This is a genomic window from uncultured Sphingomonas sp., from assembly GCF_964021865.1.
Lineage (GTDB): Bacteria > Pseudomonadota > Alphaproteobacteria > Sphingomonadales > Sphingomonadaceae > Sphingomonas.
On sequence record NZ_CAXIAM010000003.1, the window covers coordinates 43,981 to 63,618 of the forward strand.

A 19,638-nucleotide genomic window follows, 5' to 3' on the forward strand; every position below is an offset into this window, starting at 1 on the left:
ACGAAGCGCCTTCCTACTCATCGGAGAGATCAACCATCACGGCCACGCCGGGCGGGAGATTTACCCAGATCGGACCGTCGCCCTCTCTTACCCAAACAAGGCGATACTCGAATTGCCACCTATCAAGTGAAGATTTGAGAAAATGATTGCGATCCGGAAGATTGGTGTAGCCTACCAACCCTGAGAGGGCCTTTTGTTGAATTTGCGTGTCGATGATATCTGCCAGTTTATCTGGTTCAACTATCTCCAAGCAAACCCGCTTTCCCAGTCTTTTCATTAGGCGCGCGGATCGCTCGGTCGCAAAGCACAATACGTACGCATCCTCAAAGCGCTGCGCGACCGTACCGTGTAGCGGAAAAGCGCCGTCTCCCGTTTGCATGGTGCAATTAACAAAAGTCATGTTACCGGCCCCAAAGCCGAAACTATCCAGCCCGTAGGCTGCTCTGGGATCCGTTAAGCTGGTGGAACGCTGCCGCAACTCATCAGGCGTGTAGATCCCGGCTCGATCCTGCGAAAGGTACTTTCGCGCCGGGAAAATCGGCACCTGTCCGCCAGATACCCAAGAATGAGCATACTCAGGCACCTCAAGATACAGATAGACCGGTCCGCGGTGAGCGCGAGGCATATGTGCCATTGGCGAAGGTTGATTAAACCACTCACCAGTTGACGCCGCCGGCGAGCGCTCCGGTGTTCCCGGTGGATTTAAGACGATTTCGTGCGTCGACGCCACAAGCGGAACAGCTCTGCCCTTCTTGGCGAGTCGTCGACGATTTCTCGAGCTCAACATACCCCAAAAAATCCAGCTAATACTTAGCGAGGTCAAGATGCTCACTAACGCTGCCGTCAAGGCGGCGCGCGCCCGCGCGTCCGCGTACAAGATCGCTGACGAGCGTGGCCTGCACCTGTTCGTCGCGCCAACGGGCCGCAAATCGTTCCGGTGGCGCTTCCGCTTCGCGGGGCAGGAGCAGCTGCTGACGATCGGACAGTGGCCGGAGGTCTCGCTCGATGCCGCCCGAGCCCGAGCTGAAGCAGCGCGCGAGCAGCTCGGCCGCGGCGTGGATCCGCGCATGGCGCCGTCGGTCATGACCTTCGAACGCGCGGCACGCGCCTGGCACGCGCAGCAGCTCGCCGGCTGGACCGCGGTCCATGCCGCCGACGTCCTCGCCAGCCTTGAGGCTGACGTGTTCCCGGCGATCGGCACCGACGAGTTGGACGCGATTGACGCGCCGGCGGTGCTCCGCATCGTGCGATCGATCGAGCAGCGCGGCGCGATCCAGACCGCGCGGCGCGTCCGCCAGCGGATCTCCGACGTGTTCGCGCTTGCGGTCAGTGAGGGCTGGGCCCAGGCAGATCCGGCGGCGATCGTCGGCCGCGCGCTCGCGCGCGCGCCGGCCGCGCGGCATCACCCGGCGCTGACGACGATCGAGGAGGCGCGGGCGCTGCTCGCCGCGGCCGAGCTGGTCGACGCCGGCGCCGTGGTGAAGCTCGCCTCGCGATTCCTCGCGCTCACCGCGGTGCGCCTGGCGGCGGTGCGCGGCGCGCGCTGGTGCGAGATCGAGGATCTGGACGGCGACGCGCCCGTCTGGCGCATCCCCGCAGCGCGAATGAAGCTGGCGGCGACGAAGAAGCTCGATGCCGGCAACGACCATCTCGTGCCGCTCGCGCCGGCGGCCGTGGCCGTGCTGCGCGCTGCGCGGGCGCTGTCAGATGCGGGTGGACTAGTTTTCCCCGGCCGCGACGGATCTAGTCCACTTGGCGAGGGCACCATCAACGCGCTGTACGGACGGACCCGCTTCGCCGGCCGCCATGTCGTGCACGGCTGGCGCGCGACATTCTCCACCGTGATGAACGAGCGCCGGCCGGGCGATCGAGGCGTGATCGACCAGGCGCTGGCGCATGTTCTGAAGCAGGATGACGGGACGACCGCGAAGGTCGAGGGCGCGTACAACCGGGCCCAGCATCTGGCGCCGCGTCGCCGCATCTTCGAGGAATGGGCCGAGATCCTGATCAATTGACCGCGCCGCAAGCGCCGCGGTCGGGGGCGGGTGGCACGGTCCGTGCTCATCCCCCCCAGGCAGCCCGGGGCGGCGCAAGCCGCCACGCTCGACAGCCGGGTCTTGGCGATCGAGTGGAGGGGGTGGGCCTTATCGGCGTGGGGGGATCACAAATTGGTGCATGGGATCGCCTCAGCGATCCCATTCCTTTTATTCTTCAACCCCTGAGAGGGGATACTGACCGCATGGTGGACTCGCGTTCACACCTTCATCGCGGCGTGCGATCCCGGCCTTGATCCGGGCGAGCGTGCCGCGCAGATCGGGGCACGACGGCTCAGTCGTTGCCGCCGGTGAGGCCGCTGGCGTGGTGCCCATTCGTCGGAGCCGCTTTCGTGCGAGCAAATCTCGAAGACGCTGGGCGACGCGTGCGGGCAGCTCGTGAGGCGTGAAGAAATAGGCGTTGGACACCTGCCGGCGCTGGGGACCGAATACGCCGTCGTTGCCCGTCCGCTCCGAGCGGCGAACCCAGTCCAGGACCTTCATGTCCTTGAGGCGCGCGAGGGCGCGCACGACGGTGGTCTTCGTGACCCCGGCGGCGCGGGCGATCGTCTCTAGTGCCGGATCCAGTCGGCCGGATTTGAAGTCGAGCGCGACCTTGCCGTGCCGGCCAAGCAGCGCCTCAAGCACGCGCAGGCCATGCAGCCCGAGCGGTCGAGCCCCGCCCTTGGCGCGCTGTTCGTTGTCCCACTCCGCGACGACCTTCAGCATGCAGTCGATCCAGCCCATCGCGCCGGCCGTCGTACCGTCGCCGATGGGCTGGAACACGCGCGCGCGTCGATCCTCGACATCAACGCTACCGCGGCGGACCTTGCGGTCGGCACCGCGCTCCGCCTTGCCGGTGAGGCGAGCGGTAAAGCCTTTGGTGAGCTGGCGCGTCTGGCGCCCCATCGAGGCCGCGGTCACGCGCGGCCTCCGATCGTCAGGCGTGCTGGCGCTTGCCCTCGAGCAGCGACGCCGGCGGCGCCAAGCCGTCGGTCAGCAGATCCGCCCACTCCTGCGCCAGCTCGCGCCGGCGCGGCATGTACGCGGCGCGATTGTAGTCGCCCTCCACCCCCGCCGGGATGTGAGCGAGCATAAGGTCGATCACGGCGCGATCGTCGCCCCTGCCCTGCTCTTTCACCAACTCGTTCATCACCGTAGAAAAGGTCGATCGCCAGCCGTGCGGGACGTGCACGCCCGAAAACCCCGCCTCCCGATACGCCTTGCTCAACGTGCTGTCGCTGATCGGTCGGCGCGAGTTGCGAACGCTGCGGAAGATCAGCCCCGTCGCATCCCGACCCGAGAAGCCGATCGCCACCTTCACCGTCTCGACCGCCTGCCTCGACAGCGGCACGATGAACTCGAAAGCATCGTCCTGCTTGCGCTCCACGCCGAGTTTCATCTTCGCGGCCGGCACGCGCCAGATCGGCGCTGGGCCGTCCAGGTCCTCGAACTCGCTCACCTCCGCGTTGCGCAGCGTGGCTGAGCGAACCGCGGTCAGGGCCAACAGGCGCGAGGCGAGCTTCGTCAGCGGCTGCCCAGGTTGCTTCTCCGACTCCTCGAGCACCGCCTGCGCGAGCTTGACGGTCCGCGCGGCCGGGAACTTGCCCTTGGTCTTGCGCCCCAGCGCGCGCTTCGTCACCGCCGCCGGATCGGCCGGCGCGATCCCCGCGCCTATCGCGCGCGCAAAGACCTCCGAGATCCGCTGGCGCACGCGATGCGCCGTCTCGACTGCGCCCCGCGCCTCGATCGGCCGCAGCACCTCGAGCACCAGCGGCGTCGTAACCGCCGTGATCGGCAGCTTCCCGATGCGAGGGAAAACGTCGTTCTCGAAGCTGTTCAGCACGATCGCAGCGTAGCGAGCCGACCAGCCCGGTTTCTGGCTGGCATGCCAATCCCGCGCGATCTTCTCGAAGGTGCTGCCGACCAGCGCCGTCTGCTCGGCGGCGCGCTGTCGCTTGCTCACCCCAGGGTCGGCACCCTCGCGCAGCACGCGCGCGGCATCCTCGCGCATCTCGCGCGCCTTCACCAACGTGATGGTCGGATAGGGTCCGAAGACCAGGCGCTTCTCCTTGCCGCCGAAGCGATACTTCCAGCGCCACGACTTGAAGCCGGTCGGCAGCACGTAGAGATAGAGGCCGTGCGCGTCGGCCAGCTTGTACGGCTTGTCCTTCGCCGACGCTTTCCGGCAGGCTACGTCCGTCAGCATGCGGTGCCCCCAGCCGATTTAGGCTGTGCCCCCAAAATGCCCCCAGAATCGCCGCGCTCCATGCGTTCCATCTGGAACCATATGGGACAACGCACAAGCCTTCCCACGAGGGAAAAGGGGGCACCGTCGGGCTGTTGGGGGACCCTTTGGAACAAAGGGTTGGTGGAAGGGGCTGGATTCGAACCAGCGTACACTTGCGTGGGCAGATTTACAGTCTGCTGCCTTTAACCACTCGGCCACCCTTCCACGAGCGGCGCTGTCAAAGCGAGGGGGCCCAATGCCCGCGCATCGGCAGCCTGTCAACGCCTGTGTCGCGATGCCGCAACAATTTGCTGAACGGTTGCGCCGCGCCGCCGCCGCGCATAGCGTCCGCGCCCGCCATCCTCTGTCGACAACCACGGACCCGACCCGTCATGCGCCTATCATCGATCGCCGTCACGCCCCGCCAGGGTCGCCGCTGATGGCGCGCCGCGGCCATCGCCCGAGCCAGGCGCAAGGCAACCGCCCGCGGCTGTGGGGTCGCCACGCGGTCACCGCCGCGCTCGCCAACCCGGAACGGACGGTGCGCAAGATCTGGGGCACGCGGGAGGCGCTGTCGTCGCTGAACCTGCCGCCGGTGCTGCCGGTGGTCTATGCCGACGTCGCGGATCTGGGCCGGCTGGTGCCGTCCGACGCACCGCACCAGGGGCTGGTGGCGGAGGTCGATCCGCTCGAGGACGTGTGGCTGGGCGATCTGCTCGAACAGGGCGGCACCGACGATCCCGAGCGTCCGCGCCCGCTGGTGGTGCTCGATCAGGTCACCGACCCGCACAATGTCGGCGCGATCCTGCGCTCCGCCGCCGCCTTCGACGCGCTCGGCATCATCACCCAGGATCGCCATGCGCCGCCCGAATCGGGGGCGCTGGCGCGCGCGGCGAGCGGCGCGCTGGAGACGGTGCCGTGGGTGCGCGTCGTCAATCTCGCCCGCGCGCTGGAGGAGATGGCCGAGGCAGGGTGCTGGCGGATCGGGCTGACCGGCCATGCGCCGCAGACCCTGCCGCAATCGCTGGCCGACATCGGCCCCGGCCGCCGCATCGCGATCGTGCTGGGGGCGGAGGGCGAAGGAATGCGCCAGAACACCGAGGCGCATTGCGACGAGCTGGCAAAGCTGCCGATCTCCGGCAAGGTCGAGAGCCTGAACGTCTCGAACGCCGCGGCGATCGCGCTGTACGCGGTGACGGTGCGCTGAAGCCCGTCGTCATCCCCGCGACGGCGGGGATGACGGACCGGCCTCAATCCTCCGCGGCGATCCGCACGCGCAGGCCGTCGAGCGCCGGACCGAATTCGATCTGGCACGACAGCCGCGAGGTCGCATCGCGGTCCGACGCGGCATCGAGCAGGTCGTTCTCGTCCTCGCTCATCGGCGGCAGCTTGTCGGCGAACGCCGGATCGACATGGACGTGGCAGGTCGCGCAGCTACAGCAGCCGCCGCACAGCGCCAACACCTCGTCGATCCCGCCGTCGCGGATCACCTCCATGACCGAAAAACCTGCCTGCCCTTCGAGTTCGCGTTCTTCCCCGTTGCGGGTCTCGACGATAAGCTTGGCCATATGAACTCCACCGATAATCGCCCCGCCCATGACGGGAAGCCCAGGCCGGCGCAATGGGGCTGAACGCCGCCGACCTCAACGCCGGGCTCGACGCGCTCGCCGCGCGCGAACCCGCCTTCGCCGCCGCGCTGGAGCGGGTTGGCTACCCCGCCCCGCGCATCCGCGCGCGTGGTTACGCCACCTTGCTGCGGACGATCCTCGGCCAGCAGGTGAGCGTAAAGGCCGCCGACGCGGTGTGGCGCAAGCTGGAGGCATTGGGCGATCCCACCGACCCCGCGGTGGTCGCCAGGCTCGACGACGACATGCTCCGCGCCTGCGGCTTCTCGCGCCAGAAGAGCGGCTATGCGCGCAGCCTCGCCGACGAGGTGCTGAGCGGGCGGCTCGACCTCGGCGACCTGCCCGCCGACGACGAGGAAGCGATCGCGCAACTGGTGCGCGTGAAGGGGATCGGGCGCTGGTCGGCGGAAGTCTATTTGCTCTTCGCCGAGGGCCGCCCCGATATCTGGCCGGCCGGCGATCTGGCGGTGCAGATCGAAACCGGGCGCATCCTCGGCCATCCCGAGCGCCCCAGCGAGAAGCTGACCCGCGAACTGGCCGAGGCATGGCGACCCTATCGCGGTGCGGCGGCGATCTTCACCTGGCATCATTACGGCGCGGGCGCCGACGCCGCGCCGGTGTGACCGCGCCCCGCATTTACGCGGCTTTAATCACGTTGCCGATAGGAAGGCGACGCGACGGCAGCGGAAGAAGGGGTGATGAGGACATCGTTCGACCGCGCGCGCCGCGCACTCAACTTCCTCGAACTGCATCAGCTCGATCCGTCGCCGTCGCATTACGAATTCGCGCTGGCCGTGATCGGCGCGCCCGGATCGAAACTGTCCGAGGCGGTAGCGGTGCAGACCGATGGCGGGCTGCGCCTGACCACCGCGATCGTCCAGTCGCTGGTCGAACGCTATCTCTCGCCCCCGCGCGAACAGACGCTCGATCGTCGCGAGCGCACCGTGATGCGCCAGGCGCAGGAACTCGGCACGCTGACCAGCGACGCGCATCATCTGACCGAAGCGCTCGGCCGCGACATGGGCGCGATGGTCGAACAGGCGGGCGTCGGTCACGATGCCGACCTGTCGGGCGCCACGAGCGATTTCATCGACCGCCTGTCGGATGCCGAACGCGAGCTGGCGGCGCTGCGCAGCGAGGTGATCCAGCTGCGCGACAATATCGTCCCCGCGCCGCCGCCGGAGAGCGACGATCGCGACAACCTGACGCAGGCGCTCAATCGCAGCGGCGCGCGCGACGTGATGGCGCGCGCGGGCGCGGGCGGTGAGGAGCATGTCGTGGTGGCGTTCAGCGTCGACGCGCTGGAGGCGATCAATGATCGCTATGGTCGCGCAGTCGGCGACAACATCCTCAACGCCTTCGCCGCGACGCTGCAACAGACGTTCGCGGAGGAAGAGCTGATCCGCTGGAGCGGCAACGAGTTCGTCTTCATCACCCGCGGCATCCCGGTCAGCACCGTGCGGCTGCTGACCGAACAGGCGCTGGAATCGTTCGCGGCGCGGCGGCTGCGGCTGCGCGGCTCGGGCGAGCCAATCGGCACCGTCACCGCCGCCGCCGGGATCGCGACCGGTACGGCGGGCGGTCAGGAAGGATCGCTAATCGCCGCCCGCGCCAACGCCGCGCTGGCGGCCAGCCACGGCGGAAACCGGATCGAGGGGTGAAGCGAGCTTCAGTCCAGCGGATGCAGATAGTTGATGAAGCTGGCGTAGACGTTTGGCAGTGACAGGCTTCCGATGGTCAACAATTCGACCATCTGGCCGAGCATCGGTGCCTCGGCCTCGTCATCAGGCATAATCAGCTCATAACCGTTGAGTTCGAGGAACATGAGCATCGCCACGGCGGCGGTGCGTTTGTTGCCGTCGAGGAACGGGTGATTGCGCGCGAGCGCCCGGCATAGAATAAGAGCGAGCATCAACACGTCCCGCTCGCCTTCGTAATGCGCGACATGCCGGGGCACGGTGACCGCGCTCTCGATCAGCCCGGCATCCTTGATGCCGGCCAAGCCACCATAACGCGCGATCTGATCGTCATGGACGATCAGCACGTCTTCACTCGTCAGCCAGACCGGCTCACCGGCCAAGGTAGCGCAAGCTGTTCTCGTAGCGCGCGTTCAGACGTTCGAGCAACGCAGCGCGATCGGTGTCCGGGCGCGGCTGCGCCGGCAAGGGCCGGGGCTCGCCCGCCTCGGTCTTCTTGGCATGGCTCATGGCGACCTCCTTGCTGGGCGGCACGGACGGAAGATAGCCATTCACCCACGTCAACGCAACGAACGCGCCGTGCCTTACTTCGCCGGGCGCCACGTCTGCGTCTGGCAGAAGAAGGCGATGCAGCCCTTTACCGCCAGCGTGCCGTCGGCGTTCTTCGCGACGATCGACTTGTAGGTCTTGCCGTTGCGCGGATCGTAGATCTTGCCGCGCCAGTCCTTGCCCGCATCCTTGAACTCCGACAGGATCGGCATTCCCAGAACGGGACGGGTGCGCAGGCTCGCGTCGCTGTTGTTGACGTCGGTGTCGGGGGCGCCGGGGCGCTTCTTGAGGATCGTCGTCAGCTTGCCGCAGGTCACGCTGCCGCACGGGCCGACCGTGATGACGCCCGCACCATCCTCGGTGACGTAGCGTCCGGCGATCGGAGTGGCGGCGAAGGCGGTCGCAGGGACGGCGGCGGCGAGCAGCGCAAGCGCGGCGGGGAGCATGATACGCATGGCGGAAACTATCGGGGATCGATGATGAACACGCAATGGACCATCGGGATCATCGGCGGCTCCGGCCTGTACGCGATCGACGGGCTGGAAGACGCCGAATGGCGCACGGTCGAGACGCCGTGGGGCATTCCCAGCGACCAGATCCTGTTCGGACGGATCGGGCAGGTCGCGATCCGCTTCCTGCCGCGTCACGGCCGCGGGCACGTCCACCTGCCCGGCGACATTCCGGTGCGCGCCAACATCGACGCGCTCAAGCGCGCGGGCTGCACCGACCTGCTCGCGATCTCCTCGGTCGGCTCGCTGCGCGAGGAGCTGCCGCCCGGCACGTTCGCGATCGTCGACCAATTCGTCGACCGCACCGTGCAGCGCGCGTCCTCGTTCTTCGGCAGCGGGCTGGTCGCGCATGTCTCGCTCGCCGATCCCACCTGCGAGCGGCTGGGCGCGTTCGCCGCGGCGGCGGTCACCGCGGCCGGCGGACGGGTCGCCGAATGCGCGACCTATCTGGCGATGGAAGGGCCGCAATTCTCGACCCGCGCCGAAAGCCGGCTGTACCGCGATTGGGGCTGCGACGTGATCGGGATGACCGCGATGCCCGAGGCGCGCCTCGCACGCGAGGCGGAGCTGCCCTATGCGCTGGTCGGGATGGTCACCGATGACGATTGCTGGCGCGACGATCGCGCCGCGGTCGACGTCGCCGAGATCGTCGTTCAGATGGCCGCGAACGGCCGGATCGCGCGCGCGGCGGTGACGCATCTGCTGCGACACCTGCCGCCCGAGCGGACGCCGTCGCCGATCGACACCGCGCTGGACGGCGCGATCATGACCGCGCCGGGGCAGCGGGACGCGGGGCAGATCGCGCGGAATGCGGCGATCGTGGCGCGGGTGCTGGGGATGAATTTCACAGCGGGCTGAACGGCATTGCGAGCATAGCGAAGCAAACCAGGGCGTCCTGATCCGGCTCTGAATTGCTTCGCTATGCTCGCAATGACGAGGAGTAAGGGCGACGAAGTGCGTGGGTCGGAGAAAGCAGAGCCGCCGCAGGCGGTTGAAACCATCGCGCTTCTCCCGCATTCCTCGCCGCGCATGACGCTTCCCACCCGCTCGCTCGGCGACAGCTTCGCCTCCGTGCCCGTGCCCACGGGCGCAGGCTTCTGGCGCAAGCTGCTGGCGTTCGTCGGCCCCGGCTGGCTGGTCGCGGTCGGTTATATGGACCCGGGCAATTGGGCGACCGACATCGCCGGCGGGTCGGCGTTCGGCTACACCCTGCTCAGCGTCGTCCTGCTGTCGAACCTGATGGCGATCGTGCTGCAATCCCTGGCGGCGCGGCTCGGCGTCGGCGCGGGGCTCGATCTGGCGCAGGCGTGCCGGCAGCATTCGTCGCGCCCGGTGGCGTGGATCTTGTGGCTGCTTGCCGAGATCGCGATCGTCGCCTGCGACCTCGCCGAAGTGCTCGGCACCGCGATCGCGCTCAAATTGCTGTTCGGGATGCCGCTGCTCTACGGCGTGCTGGTCACCGCGCTCGACGTGTTCCTGATCCTCGCGCTCCAGCGCTACGGCTTTCGGCGGCTGGAGGCGTTCATCGCCGCGTTGCTGATTGTCATCGCCGCGTGCTTCGCGTTCGAATTGTTCTGGGCACGCCCGGATTGGGGCGCCGCGGCGGCGGGGCTGGTGCCCTCGCCCGAGATCGTCCGCAACCCGGCGATGCTCTACATCGCGATCGGCATCCTCGGCGCGACCGTCATGCCGCACAACCTCTATCTGCATTCCTCGATCGTCCAGACGCGCGCCTATGGCAGCGACGAGCGCGACCGGCATGAGGCGCTGAAGCTGGCGACGATCGATTCGACCGTCGCGCTGGGGCTCGCCTTCTTCATCAACGCCGCGATCCTGATGCTGGCGGCGGCGGCGTTCCACAGCGCGGGGCGGTTCGAGGTCGCCGAGATCGAGGACGCACACCGGCTGCTCGCGCCGATGCTGGGGGTCGGGGCGGCGAGCGTGCTGTTCGCGGTCGCCTTGCTGGCCAGCGGGCAGAATTCCACCGTCACCGGCACGCTCGCCGGACAGATCGTGATGGAGGGGTTCCTCGACATCCGGCTCGCGCCGTGGCTGCGGCGGCTGATCACGCGCGCGATCGCGATCGTGCCGGCGGTGGCGGTCGTCGCCTCGGCGGGGGATCGCGGCGCGACCGACCTGCTGGTGCTCAGCCAGGTGGTGCTCAGCCTGCAACTGCCGTTCGCGGTGATCCCGCTGGTGCTCTATACCGGAAACCGGCGGCTGATGGGCAGCTTTGCCGCACCACGCTGGCTGGCGACGCTCGCGTGGGTGATCGCGGCGGTGATCGTGGTGCTCAACGGCTATCTGCTGTGGGGGATGGCGGCGGGCTGAACCGCCCCCTAGCCACAGGCCGCGCGCTGGCCTATCTGGCGCGCTTTCCTCATCACACAGGTTCTCCCCAATGGGTTTCCGCTGCGGCATCGTGGGCCTGCCCAACGTCGGCAAGTCCACCCTCTTCAACGCGCTGACCGAGACGGCCGCGGCGCAGGCGGCGAACTATCCGTTCTGCACGATCGAGCCGAACGTCGGCAACGTCGGCGTCCCCGATCCGCGCCTGTCGAAGCTGGCGGCGATCGCCGGCTCGGCCAAGATCATCGAGACGCAGCTCGGCTTCGTCGACATCGCCGGGCTGGTGCGCGGCGCGAGCAAGGGCGAAGGGCTCGGCAACCAATTCCTCGGCAACATCCGCGAGGTCGACGCGATCGTCCACGTGCTGCGCTGCTTCGAGAATGACGACATCCAGCATGTCGACAACCGTGTCGATCCGATCGCCGATGCCGAGACGGTCGAGACCGAGCTGATGCTCTCCGACCTCGAAAGCCTGGAGAAGCGCGTGCCCAACCTCGCCAAAAAGGGGCAGCAGGGCGACAAGGAAGCGAAACTGGGCGCGGTGGTGCTGGGCCGCGCGCTCGACCTGCTCCGCGACGGCAAGCCCGCGCGGCTGACCGAAACCAACGACGCCGACGAGAAGCGCGTGCTCGATCAGGCGCAATTGCTCACCGCCAAGCCGGTCCTCTACGTCTGCAACGTCAACGAGGAGGATGCCGCCAACGGCAACGCGCTGTCGCAGAAGGTGTTCGACAAGGCCGCCGCCGAGGGCGCGCAGGCGGTGGTCGTCTCCGCCGCGATCGAGGCCGAGATCGCGACGATGCCGCACGAAGATCGCGGCGAGTTCCTGTCCGAGCTGGGGCTGGAGGAAACCGGGCTCGCGCGCGTGATCCGCGCCGGTTACGAGCTGCTCCACCTGCTGACCTTCTTCACGGTCGGCCCGAAGGAAGCGCGCGCCTGGACGGTCGAGGCCGGATCGAAGGCGCCGCAGGCGGCGGGCGCGATCCACTCCGATTTCGAGCGCGGCTTCATCCGCGCCGAGACGATCGCGTTCGACGATTACGTCGCCTTCAACGGCGAGGCCGGCGCACGCGAGGCGGGCAAGCTGCGCCAGGAAGGCAAGGAATATGTCGTCCACGACGGCGACGTGCTGCTGTTCCGCTTCAACGTGTGATGCCGACATCGGCGGCGGTCGCCACGATCGCCGCCGCCGCGACGAGAATTTCTTACAAAAGGCGATTTTGATCCGCTTTGGACGGAAAAGCCGAAACGACTTTCTGCCAATAACTTGGCAAGACTTTTCCCGTCACGATCGATCTCTTTGGGTCAGCGCCGGCATTTCGCCCGTGCAACGTTCGTGAAGCAGCGCCGTTTGCCGCCCGTAACAAGAACCGGCGCCCGGCAAGCAGTTCGATACCAGAACATCTTTGCCTGTCGCCGGTGAGAGGCCGCGCCTTCTATGACAGGGAGAGACGAGAATGCGTAAACTACCGTTGTTGCTTCTGCCGTTGCTGCTGACATCCTGCGGCTCCGACGATGACGACCGGTCGACCCCGACCACCGCCGCGACGCCGACCCCAAGCCCCAGCCCCAGCCCCAGCCCGACGCCTTCGCCCTCCCCCACCCCGACGCCAACACCGACCGCATCGAGCGGATATTCGACCTACGCGCAGCTGACCGGCGAAACGTCGCTGAAGACGGCGCAGGCCAGCTACAACGTCACGGCGACGCCGCCGCAATTCCGGTCCTTCGACGCGTTCGGAAGCGGTCCGACGCTGCGCTACAATGCCACCAACCGCAGCTACGACGTGACCGCGGCCACCGCCACCGAAGCCTTTGCCGCCAGCGAGATCGACGGCAGCGCCCCGGCCGGTACGACCCGTTATGCCAAGTCGAACGGCCACACGCTGGCGGTGGTCCAGCCGAGCGCCGGTGGACGCGGGTTCGATTATCTCCGCTTCGCGCGGTGGACCTCACAGGACGCCACGGGTCCGTTCGCCGCCACCTTCCTCACCGGCATCCCGACGCTGGGCACGGACGTGCCGACGACGGGCTCGGTCACGCTGTCGCGGACGGTCGTCGCCGGCGAGGCGTATGTCACCGCCAACGGCACGACGACCGCCTACACGCTGGGCAACAGCCAGCTCACGATCACGATCGATTATGCCAACGGGCTCGTCACCGGGCGGCTGACGTTGGTCGGCACGCCGGTCGGCGGCGGGGCGGACGTAGCGCTGACGACGCTCGATGCCAAGTTCGATTTCTCGGGCCTGGGCGGGTTCACCGTGGCCAGCGGCAGCTACGCCGCTGATTCCACGTCCAAGCTGGCCGGCGTCTTCTTCGGCCCGAAAGCGGCCGAAACCGGGCTGCTGCTTCATCTGAGCGCGTTCAACCCATCCGGCGCGACGCTCAAGCTGGTCGCGACCGGCGCGGCGGGAAGCTGACCGGAAGGCCGGATCGCGGACGATCCGCGATCCGGCCTCATCGCGCCGCGCGGCGCTCGACCACCGGATCGGTCAGCAGGTCGGCATGCGGCGCGCGCAGGTCCGCGTCCTGCGCCGGACGCGGCTTCAGCCACGCGGGCGTGGCGCCGGGTGCGGGCGTGATCTGCATCACCGGGGTGCGCGGGGCGGGAGCGGTCGGACTGGGCAACGGCGCGGGCGGCGGCGTCTTGCTTTCATCGCTCTTTCCGCAGGCGGCGACCGACAGACACAGCAGAGGCAGGAGCGCACGGATCATGCCGTCACAAAGCGCGAAGCCGCACCCGCGTTCCGCGGCGTCGCAACTGGTCTTTGTTCTGCAAGATGTGCCGCGTAAGGGATTGGAATGTCGTTCCGCGTTCCCCTGATCGCCGCGCTGGCCAGCCTGTCCGCCTGCGCCTTTCCCCACACGCCCCCCGCGCTGCCGCCGGTCACCAGCTCGGCGCCGGCCGGCACGACCGCGTTCGCCGCGCCGACCGCCGCACGCGCGCCGGTGACGATCCTGATCTCGATCGACGGCTTCCGCCCCGACTATCTCGACCGCGGGGTCACGCCCACTTTGTCGCGGCTCGCCGCAGCAGGCGTCAGCGCGGCGATGCGCCCGTCGTTTCCGCCGAAGACCGCGCCGAACCACTGGACGCTCGTCACCGGGCTCGTCCCCGATCATCACGGCGTCACCGCCAACAACGTCGAGGACCCGGCCCGCCCCGGTGAAACCTTCACGATGGCGACCGAGGACCCGTTCTGGTGGAACGGCGGCGAGCCGATCTGGGTGACGGCCGAGCGCGCCGGGATCCGCACCGCGACGATGCTCTGGCCCGGCTCCGCGGTCGCCTGGGGCGGCACACGCGCGAAGGACTGGCCGAACGACACGACCGGCGGAACGCGCCCGCACGACTGGCAGGCGTTCAGCATGGCGATCGACAACCGCCAGCGGGTCGATGGCGTCGTCGACTGGCTGCGCCGTCCGGCGGAGACGCGTCCGCGTTTCGTGACGCTCTATTTCGACGCGGTCGATACCGCGGGGCACCTCTATGGTCCCCGCGACCCCCGCACGTTGCAGGCGGTCGCGGGGGTCGATACCGCGATCGGGAAGCTGGTCGGCGATCTCGCCGCGCTCGGCCAGCCCGCCAATCTCGTCATCGTCTCCGATCACGGCATGGCGCCGGCCGACACCAGCCGCGTCGTCGCGCTCGACACGATCGTCGCCGCCAGCGACGCGCGCGTGATCGAAACCGGCTCCTTCGCCACGCTCGAACCATTGCCCGGCCGCGACCCCGCGGTCGCCGCCGCGCTGCTGCGCCCGCACGCGCACATGCGCTGCTGGCGCAAGGGCGCGATCCCGCCGCGTTTCCGTTACGGGACGAACCCGCGCATCCCACCCTATTTCTGCCTTGCCGAGGACGGTCCCGCCGGCGCGTGGACGATCCTGAAAACCGCGCCGACGAAGCCCGTTTCGGCCGGTGCGCACGGCTATGACAATGACGCGCCGGATATGCGCGCATTGTTCATCGCCAACGGCCCGGCGTTCCGCGCGGGCAAGCGGTTGCCGACCTTCGACAATGTCGATGTCGCGCCGCTGCTGCGCGATCTGCTCGGGCTGCCCGCCGGTCGCGGGCTCGACGGCAGCGATCGGCCGTTCCGCGGCGTGCTGATCGCTGGACCGCAGCGTTCCACCCTGCCAAACGGGGCGCGATGAACGCGACGATCCTCCACAATCCGCGCTGCTCGAAATCGCGCGCGGCGCTGGCGCTCCTCACGGAAGCCGGTGCCGAAGTGACGATCGTCGAGTATCTGAAGACCCCGCCGTCACGCGACGAACTCGCGCGGCTGTGCGCGCGCGCCGGAATCACCCCGCGCGCCGCGCTGCGCCCCGATGCGCCCGCCGTCGACACTGACGACGCCGCGCTGGACATGATGGCGCATGATCCCGCCAACATCGAGCGGCCTTTCGTGGAGACCGAAAAGGGCGCGCTGATCGCCCGCCCGCCCGAGCGCGTGCGCGACCTGCTGTGAAGCTGCCGCACGATACCCGCTGGCGCATGGCGCGCGCGAACCGCGCCGCCGCCGTCGTCGACGCCGACAATTATTTCCGCGCCGCGCGTCAGGCCATGCTCAAGGCCAGGCATCAGATCCTGCTGGTCGGCTGGGACTTCGACGCACGCATCCGGCTGGCGTGGGACGACGACCATCCCGAGGCGCCCGCCGACGTCGGTGCGTTCATCACCTGGCTGGTGAAACGTACCCCCGGGTTGCAGGTCCACATCCTGCGCTGGGATACCGGCGCGATGAAGACGCTCGGGCGCGGCAGGACGCTGTGGACGCTGCTCAACTGGCGCTGGCGCCAGCCGCGCATCCACCTGAAGCTCGACGGCCACCACCCGGTCGCCGCCTCGCAGCATCAGAAGATCGTCGTCCTCGACGACTGCCTCGCGTTCTGCGGCGGGATCGACATGACCGACGAGCGTTGGGACACCCGCGACCACCGCGACGACGATCCGCACCGCCGCTCGCCCAACGGCTTCCAGTACAAGCCGTGGCACGACGTCACCACCGCCTTGCAGGGGCCGGTGGCAAAGGCGCTCGGCGAGCTGTGCCGGACGCGCTGGGAAATCGCGGGCGGTGCGCCGATCACCCCGCCTTCCCCGGCTCCCGATGCGGATTGCTGGCCTGAAAGCCTGCCTGCGCAATTCACCGATGTCGATGTCGCGATCTCGCGCAGCCAGCCCGAACATCAGGGCCAGGAGGAAGTGCTCGAGATCGAGCGGCTGTACCTTGCGCTGATCGCGGGCGCGAAGAAGCGCATCTATGCCGAAAGCCAGTATTTCGCCTCGCGCCGCATCGCCGAGGCGATCGCGAAGCGGCTGGTTGAGGACGATCCGCCCGAGATCGTCATCATCAATCCCGTCACTGCGCAGGGCTGGCTCGAGCCGATCGCGATGGACACCGCGCGCGCACGGCTGGTCGCCGAGCTGAAGAAGCGCGACCGCCACGGGCGCTTCCGCATCTATCATCCGGTGACGGCGGGCGGCGAGGCGATCTACTGCCATGCCAAGGTCACGGTGATCGACGAGGTGGCGATCCGCATCGGTTCGTCGAACTTCAACAATCGCTCGCTGCGGCTCGACACCGAATGCGACGTCACGATCACCGAGGAACCCGAGACGATCGCCGCGATCCGCGCTGACCTGCTCGCCGAGCATCTGGGTGCCAATGTCGAAGATGTTTCCGCGCGGATCGAGCGCGACGGGCTGATCGCGACGATCGAGGCGCTGCGCGGGAGCGGGCGGACGCTGGTGCCGTATGAGATCGACGACCTGAACGGCGTCGAGAAATGGCTGGCCGACAACGAGGTGCTCGACCCCGAAGGTCCGGGCGAGATGTTCGAGAGCTTCGAGAAACGCGGCCTTCTCCGGCGCTTGCGGCGGCGGCGCAGGTAAGCGCGATTCCGTCATTCCCGCGCAGGCGGGAATCCAGAACCTCTGACCTCGCGGCTCTCACGAAACCTGCGCGCCTGGATGCCCGCCTCCGCGGGGATGACAAAGCGGGCTTCGAACACCGTCGCCTCTGCACCCCTTTCACCGTCGCCCCTCCGCAGGCAGGGGCCCATGTCTGCATCGTCCGTCGCAATGGCCTGACACAGACGCGGCGCTGCTGTGTCGACCCGCCCACACGAACTCGACAGCCATAGGCCCCTGCCTGCGCAGGGGCGACGGTGGGTGCGGAACCGCCTGTCCTACATCCTCCAACATTTGCTACCCTAGAGCGGCGCGGAGACCCCACGCCGTGCGAACCAACCGCGCGCGCACCCCGTTTGGCGCAAACATCGCCAACATCCGCCCGCCGCCACGCCGCATCTGGCATCCTCGCCCCCGTCCCGCTATGCGCGCGGGCATGACCGTCATCACGCCCCAGATCGTCGCCGACCACGGCCTGTCCCCCGAGGAATATGACCGCGTGCTGGGCGCGCTCGGCCGCGAGCCCAATCTGGTCGAACTCGGCATTTTCTCGGTGATGTGGTCCGAGCATTGCAGCTACAAGTCGAGCCGCATCCACTTGAAAAAGCTGCCGACCGAAGGCCCGCAGGTCATCTGCGGCCCGGGCGAGAATGCCGGCGTGGTCGATATCGGCGACGGGCAGGCGGCGATCTTCAAGATGGAGAGCCACAACCACCCCTCGTACATCGAGCCCTATCAGGGTGCGGCGACCGGGGTCGGCGGGATCCTGCGCGACGTGTTCACGATGGGCGCGCGCCCGGTCGCCAATCTCAACGCCTTGCGCTTCGGCCGGCCCGACCATCCGAAGATGCGCCACCTGATCTCGGGCGTCGTCCACGGGATCGGCGGCTATGGCAATTGCGTCGGCGTGCCCACCGTGGGCGGCGAGGTCAATTTTCACCCCGCCTATGACGGCAACATCCTCGTCAACGCGATGACGGTCGGCGTCGCCGAGACGGACAAGATCTTCTATTCGGCCGCTTCCGGCATCGGCAACCCGATCGTCTATGTCGGGTCGAAGACCGGGCGCGACGGCATCCACGGCGCGACCATGGCCTCGGCCGACTTCGGCGAGGATGCCGATGCGAAGCGCCCGACGGTGCAGGTCGGCGACCCGTTCACCGAGAAGCTGCTGATCGAGGCCTGTCTCGAACTGATGGCCTCCGACGCAATCGTCGCGATCCAGGACATGGGCGCCGCCGGGCTCACCTCATCCTCGGTCGAGATGGCGTCGAAGGGCGGGGTCGGGATCGAGCTGGTCATGGACGACGTACCGCAGCGCGAAGAGGGCATGACCCCCTATGAGATGATGCTCTCCGAATCGCAGGAGCGGATGCTCATGGTCCTGAAGCCGGGCCGCGAGGATTTCGCGCGCGCGATCTTCGAGAAATGGGAGCTGGACTTTGCGGTGATCGGCCATGTCACCGACACCGGGCGGATGGTGCTCAAGTTCAAGGGCGAGACCGTCTGCGACATCCCGCTCGGCCCGCTGGCTGACGACGCGCCGCTCTACGACCGCCCGCATGTCCCCACCCCCGCGCCCAAGGCGCTGATCGACGTGCCGGAGAGCAAGGACCCCGCCGCCGACCTGCTCGCGCTGATGGCGTCGCCCGATATCGCCAGCCGCCGCTGGATTTGGGAGCAATACGACCACATGGTCGGCGCCGACACCGTCCAGCGCCCCGGCGGCGACAGCGCGGTGGTGCGCGTCCACGGGACGGACAAGGCGCTGGCGATGACCACCGACTGCACTCCGCGCTATTGCTTCGCCGATCCGGTTGAGGGCGGGAAGCAGGCGGTCGCCGAGGCGTGGCGTAACCTGACCGCGGTCGGCGCGACCCCGCTGGCGATCACCAACTGCCTCAACTTCGCCAATCCGCAGCGCCCCGAGATCATGGGCCAGATCGTCGGCTGTCTCGACGGCATGGCGCAGGCGTGCCGCGCGCTCGATTTCCCGATCGTGTCGGGCAACGTCAGCCTGTACAACGAATCGAAGGCGACCGGCGGCGGCTCGGCGATCCTGCCGACCCCGGCGATCGGCGGCGTCGGGCTGCTCAAGGACTGGCAGAAGAATGCGACGATCGCGTTCAAGCAGACCGGTGATATCATCGTCGTGGTCGGCACGCGTTCGGGGCATCTCGGCCAGTCGCTGTGGCTGCGCGAGCTGCACGGGCGCGAGGAAGGCCCGCCGCCGCGCGTCGACCTCGATCTGGAGCGCCGTGCGGGCGACTTCATCCGCGCGCAGATCGCCGCCGGGCATCTCGGCGCAGTCCATGACGTCTCCGATGGTGGCATCGCAGTGACGATCGCCGAAATGGCGCTGGCGGGCGGGATCGGCGCGATGATCGACCGCGCGCTCCCCTATGACACCGCCGCCTCGCTGTTCGCCGAAGATCAGGGCGTGTATGTCGTCACCGTCCACGACCATGCCTTGCTCGACTTCCTGCAGGCCGCGCTCGACGCGGGCGTGGAGGCCGAGCCGCTGGGCCGCACGATCGGCACGCGGATCATCTTCGAGCTGGCGGGCGGCGACTTCTGCGTGCCGCTCGACGCGCTGCGCGCTGCACACGAAGGCTTCTTCCCCAAGCTGATGAGCGCCGAGGCGGCGCTATAGACTTTTTTTTGAACGGCCGGGCGGCGTTGAGGCGATATCGCCGCCCCATTTCTCTTCGTCACTCCCGCACAGGCGG

Annotated in this window: 20 protein-coding genes and 1 tRNA gene; 12 read left to right on the top strand and 9 right to left on the bottom strand. The window is 68.2% G+C overall.

Annotation, left to right across the window (positions count from 1 at the left end):
• Positions 1 to 13: 13 nt before the first annotated feature.
• A complete protein-coding gene (locus AADI75_RS01505; protein WP_341207296.1) occupies positions 14 to 544 on the bottom strand; it encodes a hypothetical protein in 531 nt (176 codons plus the stop codon).
• Positions 545 to 752: 208 nt separating this feature from the next.
• Here AADI75_RS01505 and AADI75_RS01510 point away from each other — a divergent pair, with 208 nt between their 5' ends.
• Positions 753 to 2,015, top strand: a complete 1,263-nt coding sequence (locus AADI75_RS01510; RefSeq protein WP_341207297.1) for an integrase arm-type DNA-binding domain-containing protein — start codon at positions 753 to 755, stop codon at positions 2,013 to 2,015.
• A gap of 189 nt (positions 2,016 to 2,204) precedes the next feature.
• Here AADI75_RS01510 and AADI75_RS01515 read toward each other — a convergent pair whose 3' ends face one another.
• From AADI75_RS01515 to AADI75_RS01525, 3 genes are all read right to left on the bottom strand, one after another.
• A complete protein-coding gene (locus AADI75_RS01515; protein WP_341207298.1) occupies positions 2,205 to 2,957 on the bottom strand; it encodes a hypothetical protein in 753 nt (250 codons plus the stop codon).
• A 16-nt stretch (positions 2,958 to 2,973) separates the two neighbouring features.
• A complete protein-coding gene (locus AADI75_RS01520) occupies positions 2,974 to 4,242 on the bottom strand; it encodes an integrase arm-type DNA-binding domain-containing protein (protein ID WP_341207299.1) in 1,269 nt (422 codons plus the stop codon).
• Between the two features lie 160 nt (positions 4,243 to 4,402).
• A tRNA-Tyr gene (locus AADI75_RS01525) sits at positions 4,403 to 4,488 on the bottom strand.
• A 214-nt stretch (positions 4,489 to 4,702) separates the two neighbouring features.
• Here AADI75_RS01525 and AADI75_RS01530 point away from each other — a divergent pair.
• Entirely contained in the window at positions 4,703 to 5,470 is a 768-nt protein-coding gene (locus AADI75_RS01530) for an RNA methyltransferase (RefSeq protein ID WP_341207300.1), read from the top strand.
• A gap of 43 nt (positions 5,471 to 5,513) precedes the next feature.
• Here AADI75_RS01530 and AADI75_RS01535 read toward each other — a convergent pair whose 3' ends face one another.
• On the bottom strand, positions 5,514 to 5,831 hold the full coding sequence (locus AADI75_RS01535) for a 2Fe-2S iron-sulfur cluster-binding protein (protein ID WP_341207301.1): 318 nt from the start codon (positions 5,829 to 5,831) through the stop codon (positions 5,514 to 5,516).
• Positions 5,832 to 5,884: 53 nt separating this feature from the next.
• On the opposite strand from AADI75_RS01535, the gene AADI75_RS01540 reads away from it, so the two are divergent.
• Complete coding sequence (locus AADI75_RS01540) at positions 5,885 to 6,511, top strand: DNA-3-methyladenine glycosylase 2 family protein (RefSeq protein WP_341207302.1); 627 nt, start codon at positions 5,885 to 5,887, stop codon at positions 6,509 to 6,511.
• Positions 6,512 to 6,586: 75 nt separating this feature from the next.
• The gene (locus AADI75_RS01545) at positions 6,587 to 7,549 is read left to right on the top strand and encodes a diguanylate cyclase (protein WP_341207303.1); all 963 of its coding nucleotides are present in this window, start codon (positions 6,587 to 6,589) and stop codon (positions 7,547 to 7,549) included.
• Between the two features lie 8 nt (positions 7,550 to 7,557).
• Here the strand turns inward: AADI75_RS01545 and AADI75_RS01550 are convergent, their stop codons facing one another.
• The 3 genes from AADI75_RS01550 to AADI75_RS01560 all read right to left on the bottom strand — a co-directional run bounded on the left by AADI75_RS01550 (position 7,558) and on the right by AADI75_RS01560 (position 8,589).
• The gene (locus AADI75_RS01550) at positions 7,558 to 7,968 is read right to left on the bottom strand and encodes a type II toxin-antitoxin system death-on-curing family toxin (RefSeq protein ID WP_341207304.1); all 411 of its coding nucleotides are present in this window, start codon (positions 7,966 to 7,968) and stop codon (positions 7,558 to 7,560) included.
• Complete coding sequence (locus AADI75_RS01555) at positions 7,958 to 8,095, bottom strand: hypothetical protein (RefSeq protein WP_341207305.1); 138 nt, start codon at positions 8,093 to 8,095, stop codon at positions 7,958 to 7,960. The genes AADI75_RS01550 and AADI75_RS01555 overlap by 11 nt, the downstream gene beginning before the upstream one ends.
• A 74-nt stretch (positions 8,096 to 8,169) precedes the next feature.
• Entirely contained in the window at positions 8,170 to 8,589 is a 420-nt protein-coding gene (locus AADI75_RS01560) for a DUF2147 domain-containing protein (protein WP_333916591.1), read from the bottom strand.
• 24 nt (positions 8,590 to 8,613) lie between these two features.
• Here AADI75_RS01560 and AADI75_RS01565 point away from each other — a divergent pair, with 24 nt between their 5' ends.
• The 4 genes from AADI75_RS01565 (at position 8,614) to AADI75_RS01580 (ending at position 13,415) form a co-directional block, all read left to right on the top strand.
• Positions 8,614 to 9,501, top strand: a complete 888-nt coding sequence (locus tag AADI75_RS01565) for an S-methyl-5'-thioadenosine phosphorylase (protein ID WP_341207306.1) — start codon at positions 8,614 to 8,616, stop codon at positions 9,499 to 9,501.
• 171 nt (positions 9,502 to 9,672) lie between these two features.
• Positions 9,673 to 10,974: an Nramp family divalent metal transporter gene (locus tag AADI75_RS01570; protein WP_341207307.1), complete on the top strand. Its 1,302-nt coding sequence runs from the start codon at positions 9,673 to 9,675 to the stop codon at positions 10,972 to 10,974.
• Between the two features lie 70 nt (positions 10,975 to 11,044).
• Entirely contained in the window at positions 11,045 to 12,145 is a 1,101-nt protein-coding gene (gene ychF, locus AADI75_RS01575; protein WP_341207308.1) for a redox-regulated ATPase YchF, read from the top strand.
• 304 nt (positions 12,146 to 12,449) lie between these two features.
• Positions 12,450 to 13,415: a hypothetical protein gene (locus tag AADI75_RS01580; protein WP_341207309.1), complete on the top strand. Its 966-nt coding sequence runs from the start codon at positions 12,450 to 12,452 to the stop codon at positions 13,413 to 13,415.
• A 37-nt stretch (positions 13,416 to 13,452) separates the two neighbouring features.
• On the opposite strand, the gene AADI75_RS01585 is transcribed toward AADI75_RS01580, so the two are convergent.
• On the bottom strand, positions 13,453 to 13,710 hold the full coding sequence (locus AADI75_RS01585; RefSeq protein ID WP_341207310.1) for a hypothetical protein: 258 nt from the start codon (positions 13,708 to 13,710) through the stop codon (positions 13,453 to 13,455).
• Between the two features lie 87 nt (positions 13,711 to 13,797).
• Here AADI75_RS01585 and AADI75_RS01590 point away from each other — a divergent pair, with 87 nt between their 5' ends.
• The 4 genes from AADI75_RS01590 (at position 13,798) to purL (ending at position 19,562) form a co-directional block, all read left to right on the top strand.
• Positions 13,798 to 15,150, top strand: coding sequence for an ectonucleotide pyrophosphatase/phosphodiesterase (locus AADI75_RS01590; protein WP_341207311.1), 1,353 nt, complete (start codon positions 13,798 to 13,800; stop codon positions 15,148 to 15,150).
• Positions 15,147 to 15,467, top strand: a complete 321-nt coding sequence (locus AADI75_RS01595; protein ID WP_341207312.1) for an ArsC/Spx/MgsR family protein — start codon at positions 15,147 to 15,149, stop codon at positions 15,465 to 15,467. Before AADI75_RS01590 ends, AADI75_RS01595 begins: the two co-directional genes overlap by 4 nt.
• Before the next feature lie 26 nt (positions 15,468 to 15,493).
• Positions 15,494 to 16,891, top strand: a complete 1,398-nt coding sequence (locus tag AADI75_RS01600; protein ID WP_341207341.1) for a phospholipase D-like domain-containing protein — start codon at positions 15,494 to 15,496, stop codon at positions 16,889 to 16,891.
• A 454-nt stretch (positions 16,892 to 17,345) separates the two neighbouring features.
• Positions 17,346 to 19,562, top strand: a complete 2,217-nt coding sequence (gene purL, locus AADI75_RS01605; RefSeq protein ID WP_341207313.1) for a phosphoribosylformylglycinamidine synthase subunit PurL — start codon at positions 17,346 to 17,348, stop codon at positions 19,560 to 19,562.
• The last annotated feature ends 76 nt before the right edge of the window (positions 19,563 to 19,638 follow it).

Bases quoted from the DNA above. Each gene is read 5' to 3' on its own strand.
- AADI75_RS01555 (WP_341207305.1), bottom strand. From the start codon at position 8,095: ATGAGCCATGCCAAGAAGACCGAGGCGGGCGAGCCCCGGCCCTTGCCG.
- ychF (WP_341207308.1), top strand. From the start codon at position 11,045: ATGGGTTTCCGCTGCGGCATCGTGGGCCTGCCCAACGTCGGCAAGTCC.
- AADI75_RS01535 (WP_341207301.1), bottom strand. From the start codon at position 5,831: ATGGCCAAGCTTATCGTCGAGACCCGCAACGGGGAAGAACGCGAACTC.
- AADI75_RS01600 (WP_341207341.1), top strand. From the start codon at position 15,494: ATGGCGCGCGCGAACCGCGCCGCCGCCGTCGTCGACGCCGACAATTAT.
- AADI75_RS01570 (WP_341207307.1), top strand. From the start codon at position 9,673: ATGACGCTTCCCACCCGCTCGCTCGGCGACAGCTTCGCCTCCGTGCCC.
- AADI75_RS01530 (WP_341207300.1), top strand. From the start codon at position 4,703: ATGGCGCGCCGCGGCCATCGCCCGAGCCAGGCGCAAGGCAACCGCCCG.
- AADI75_RS01565 (WP_341207306.1), top strand. From the start codon at position 8,614: ATGAACACGCAATGGACCATCGGGATCATCGGCGGCTCCGGCCTGTAC.
- purL (WP_341207313.1), top strand. From the start codon at position 17,346: ATGACCGTCATCACGCCCCAGATCGTCGCCGACCACGGCCTGTCCCCC.
- AADI75_RS01595 (WP_341207312.1), top strand. From the start codon at position 15,147: ATGAACGCGACGATCCTCCACAATCCGCGCTGCTCGAAATCGCGCGCG.
- AADI75_RS01590 (WP_341207311.1), top strand. From the start codon at position 13,798: ATGTCGTTCCGCGTTCCCCTGATCGCCGCGCTGGCCAGCCTGTCCGCC.
- AADI75_RS01560 (WP_333916591.1), bottom strand. From the start codon at position 8,589: ATGCGTATCATGCTCCCCGCCGCGCTTGCGCTGCTCGCCGCCGCCGTC.
- AADI75_RS01580 (WP_341207309.1), top strand. From the start codon at position 12,450: ATGCGTAAACTACCGTTGTTGCTTCTGCCGTTGCTGCTGACATCCTGC.
- AADI75_RS01540 (WP_341207302.1), top strand. From the start codon at position 5,885: ATGGGGCTGAACGCCGCCGACCTCAACGCCGGGCTCGACGCGCTCGCC.
- AADI75_RS01520 (WP_341207299.1), bottom strand. From the start codon at position 4,242: ATGCTGACGGACGTAGCCTGCCGGAAAGCGTCGGCGAAGGACAAGCCG.
- AADI75_RS01545 (WP_341207303.1), top strand. From the start codon at position 6,587: ATGAGGACATCGTTCGACCGCGCGCGCCGCGCACTCAACTTCCTCGAA.
- AADI75_RS01585 (WP_341207310.1), bottom strand. From the start codon at position 13,710: ATGATCCGTGCGCTCCTGCCTCTGCTGTGTCTGTCGGTCGCCGCCTGC.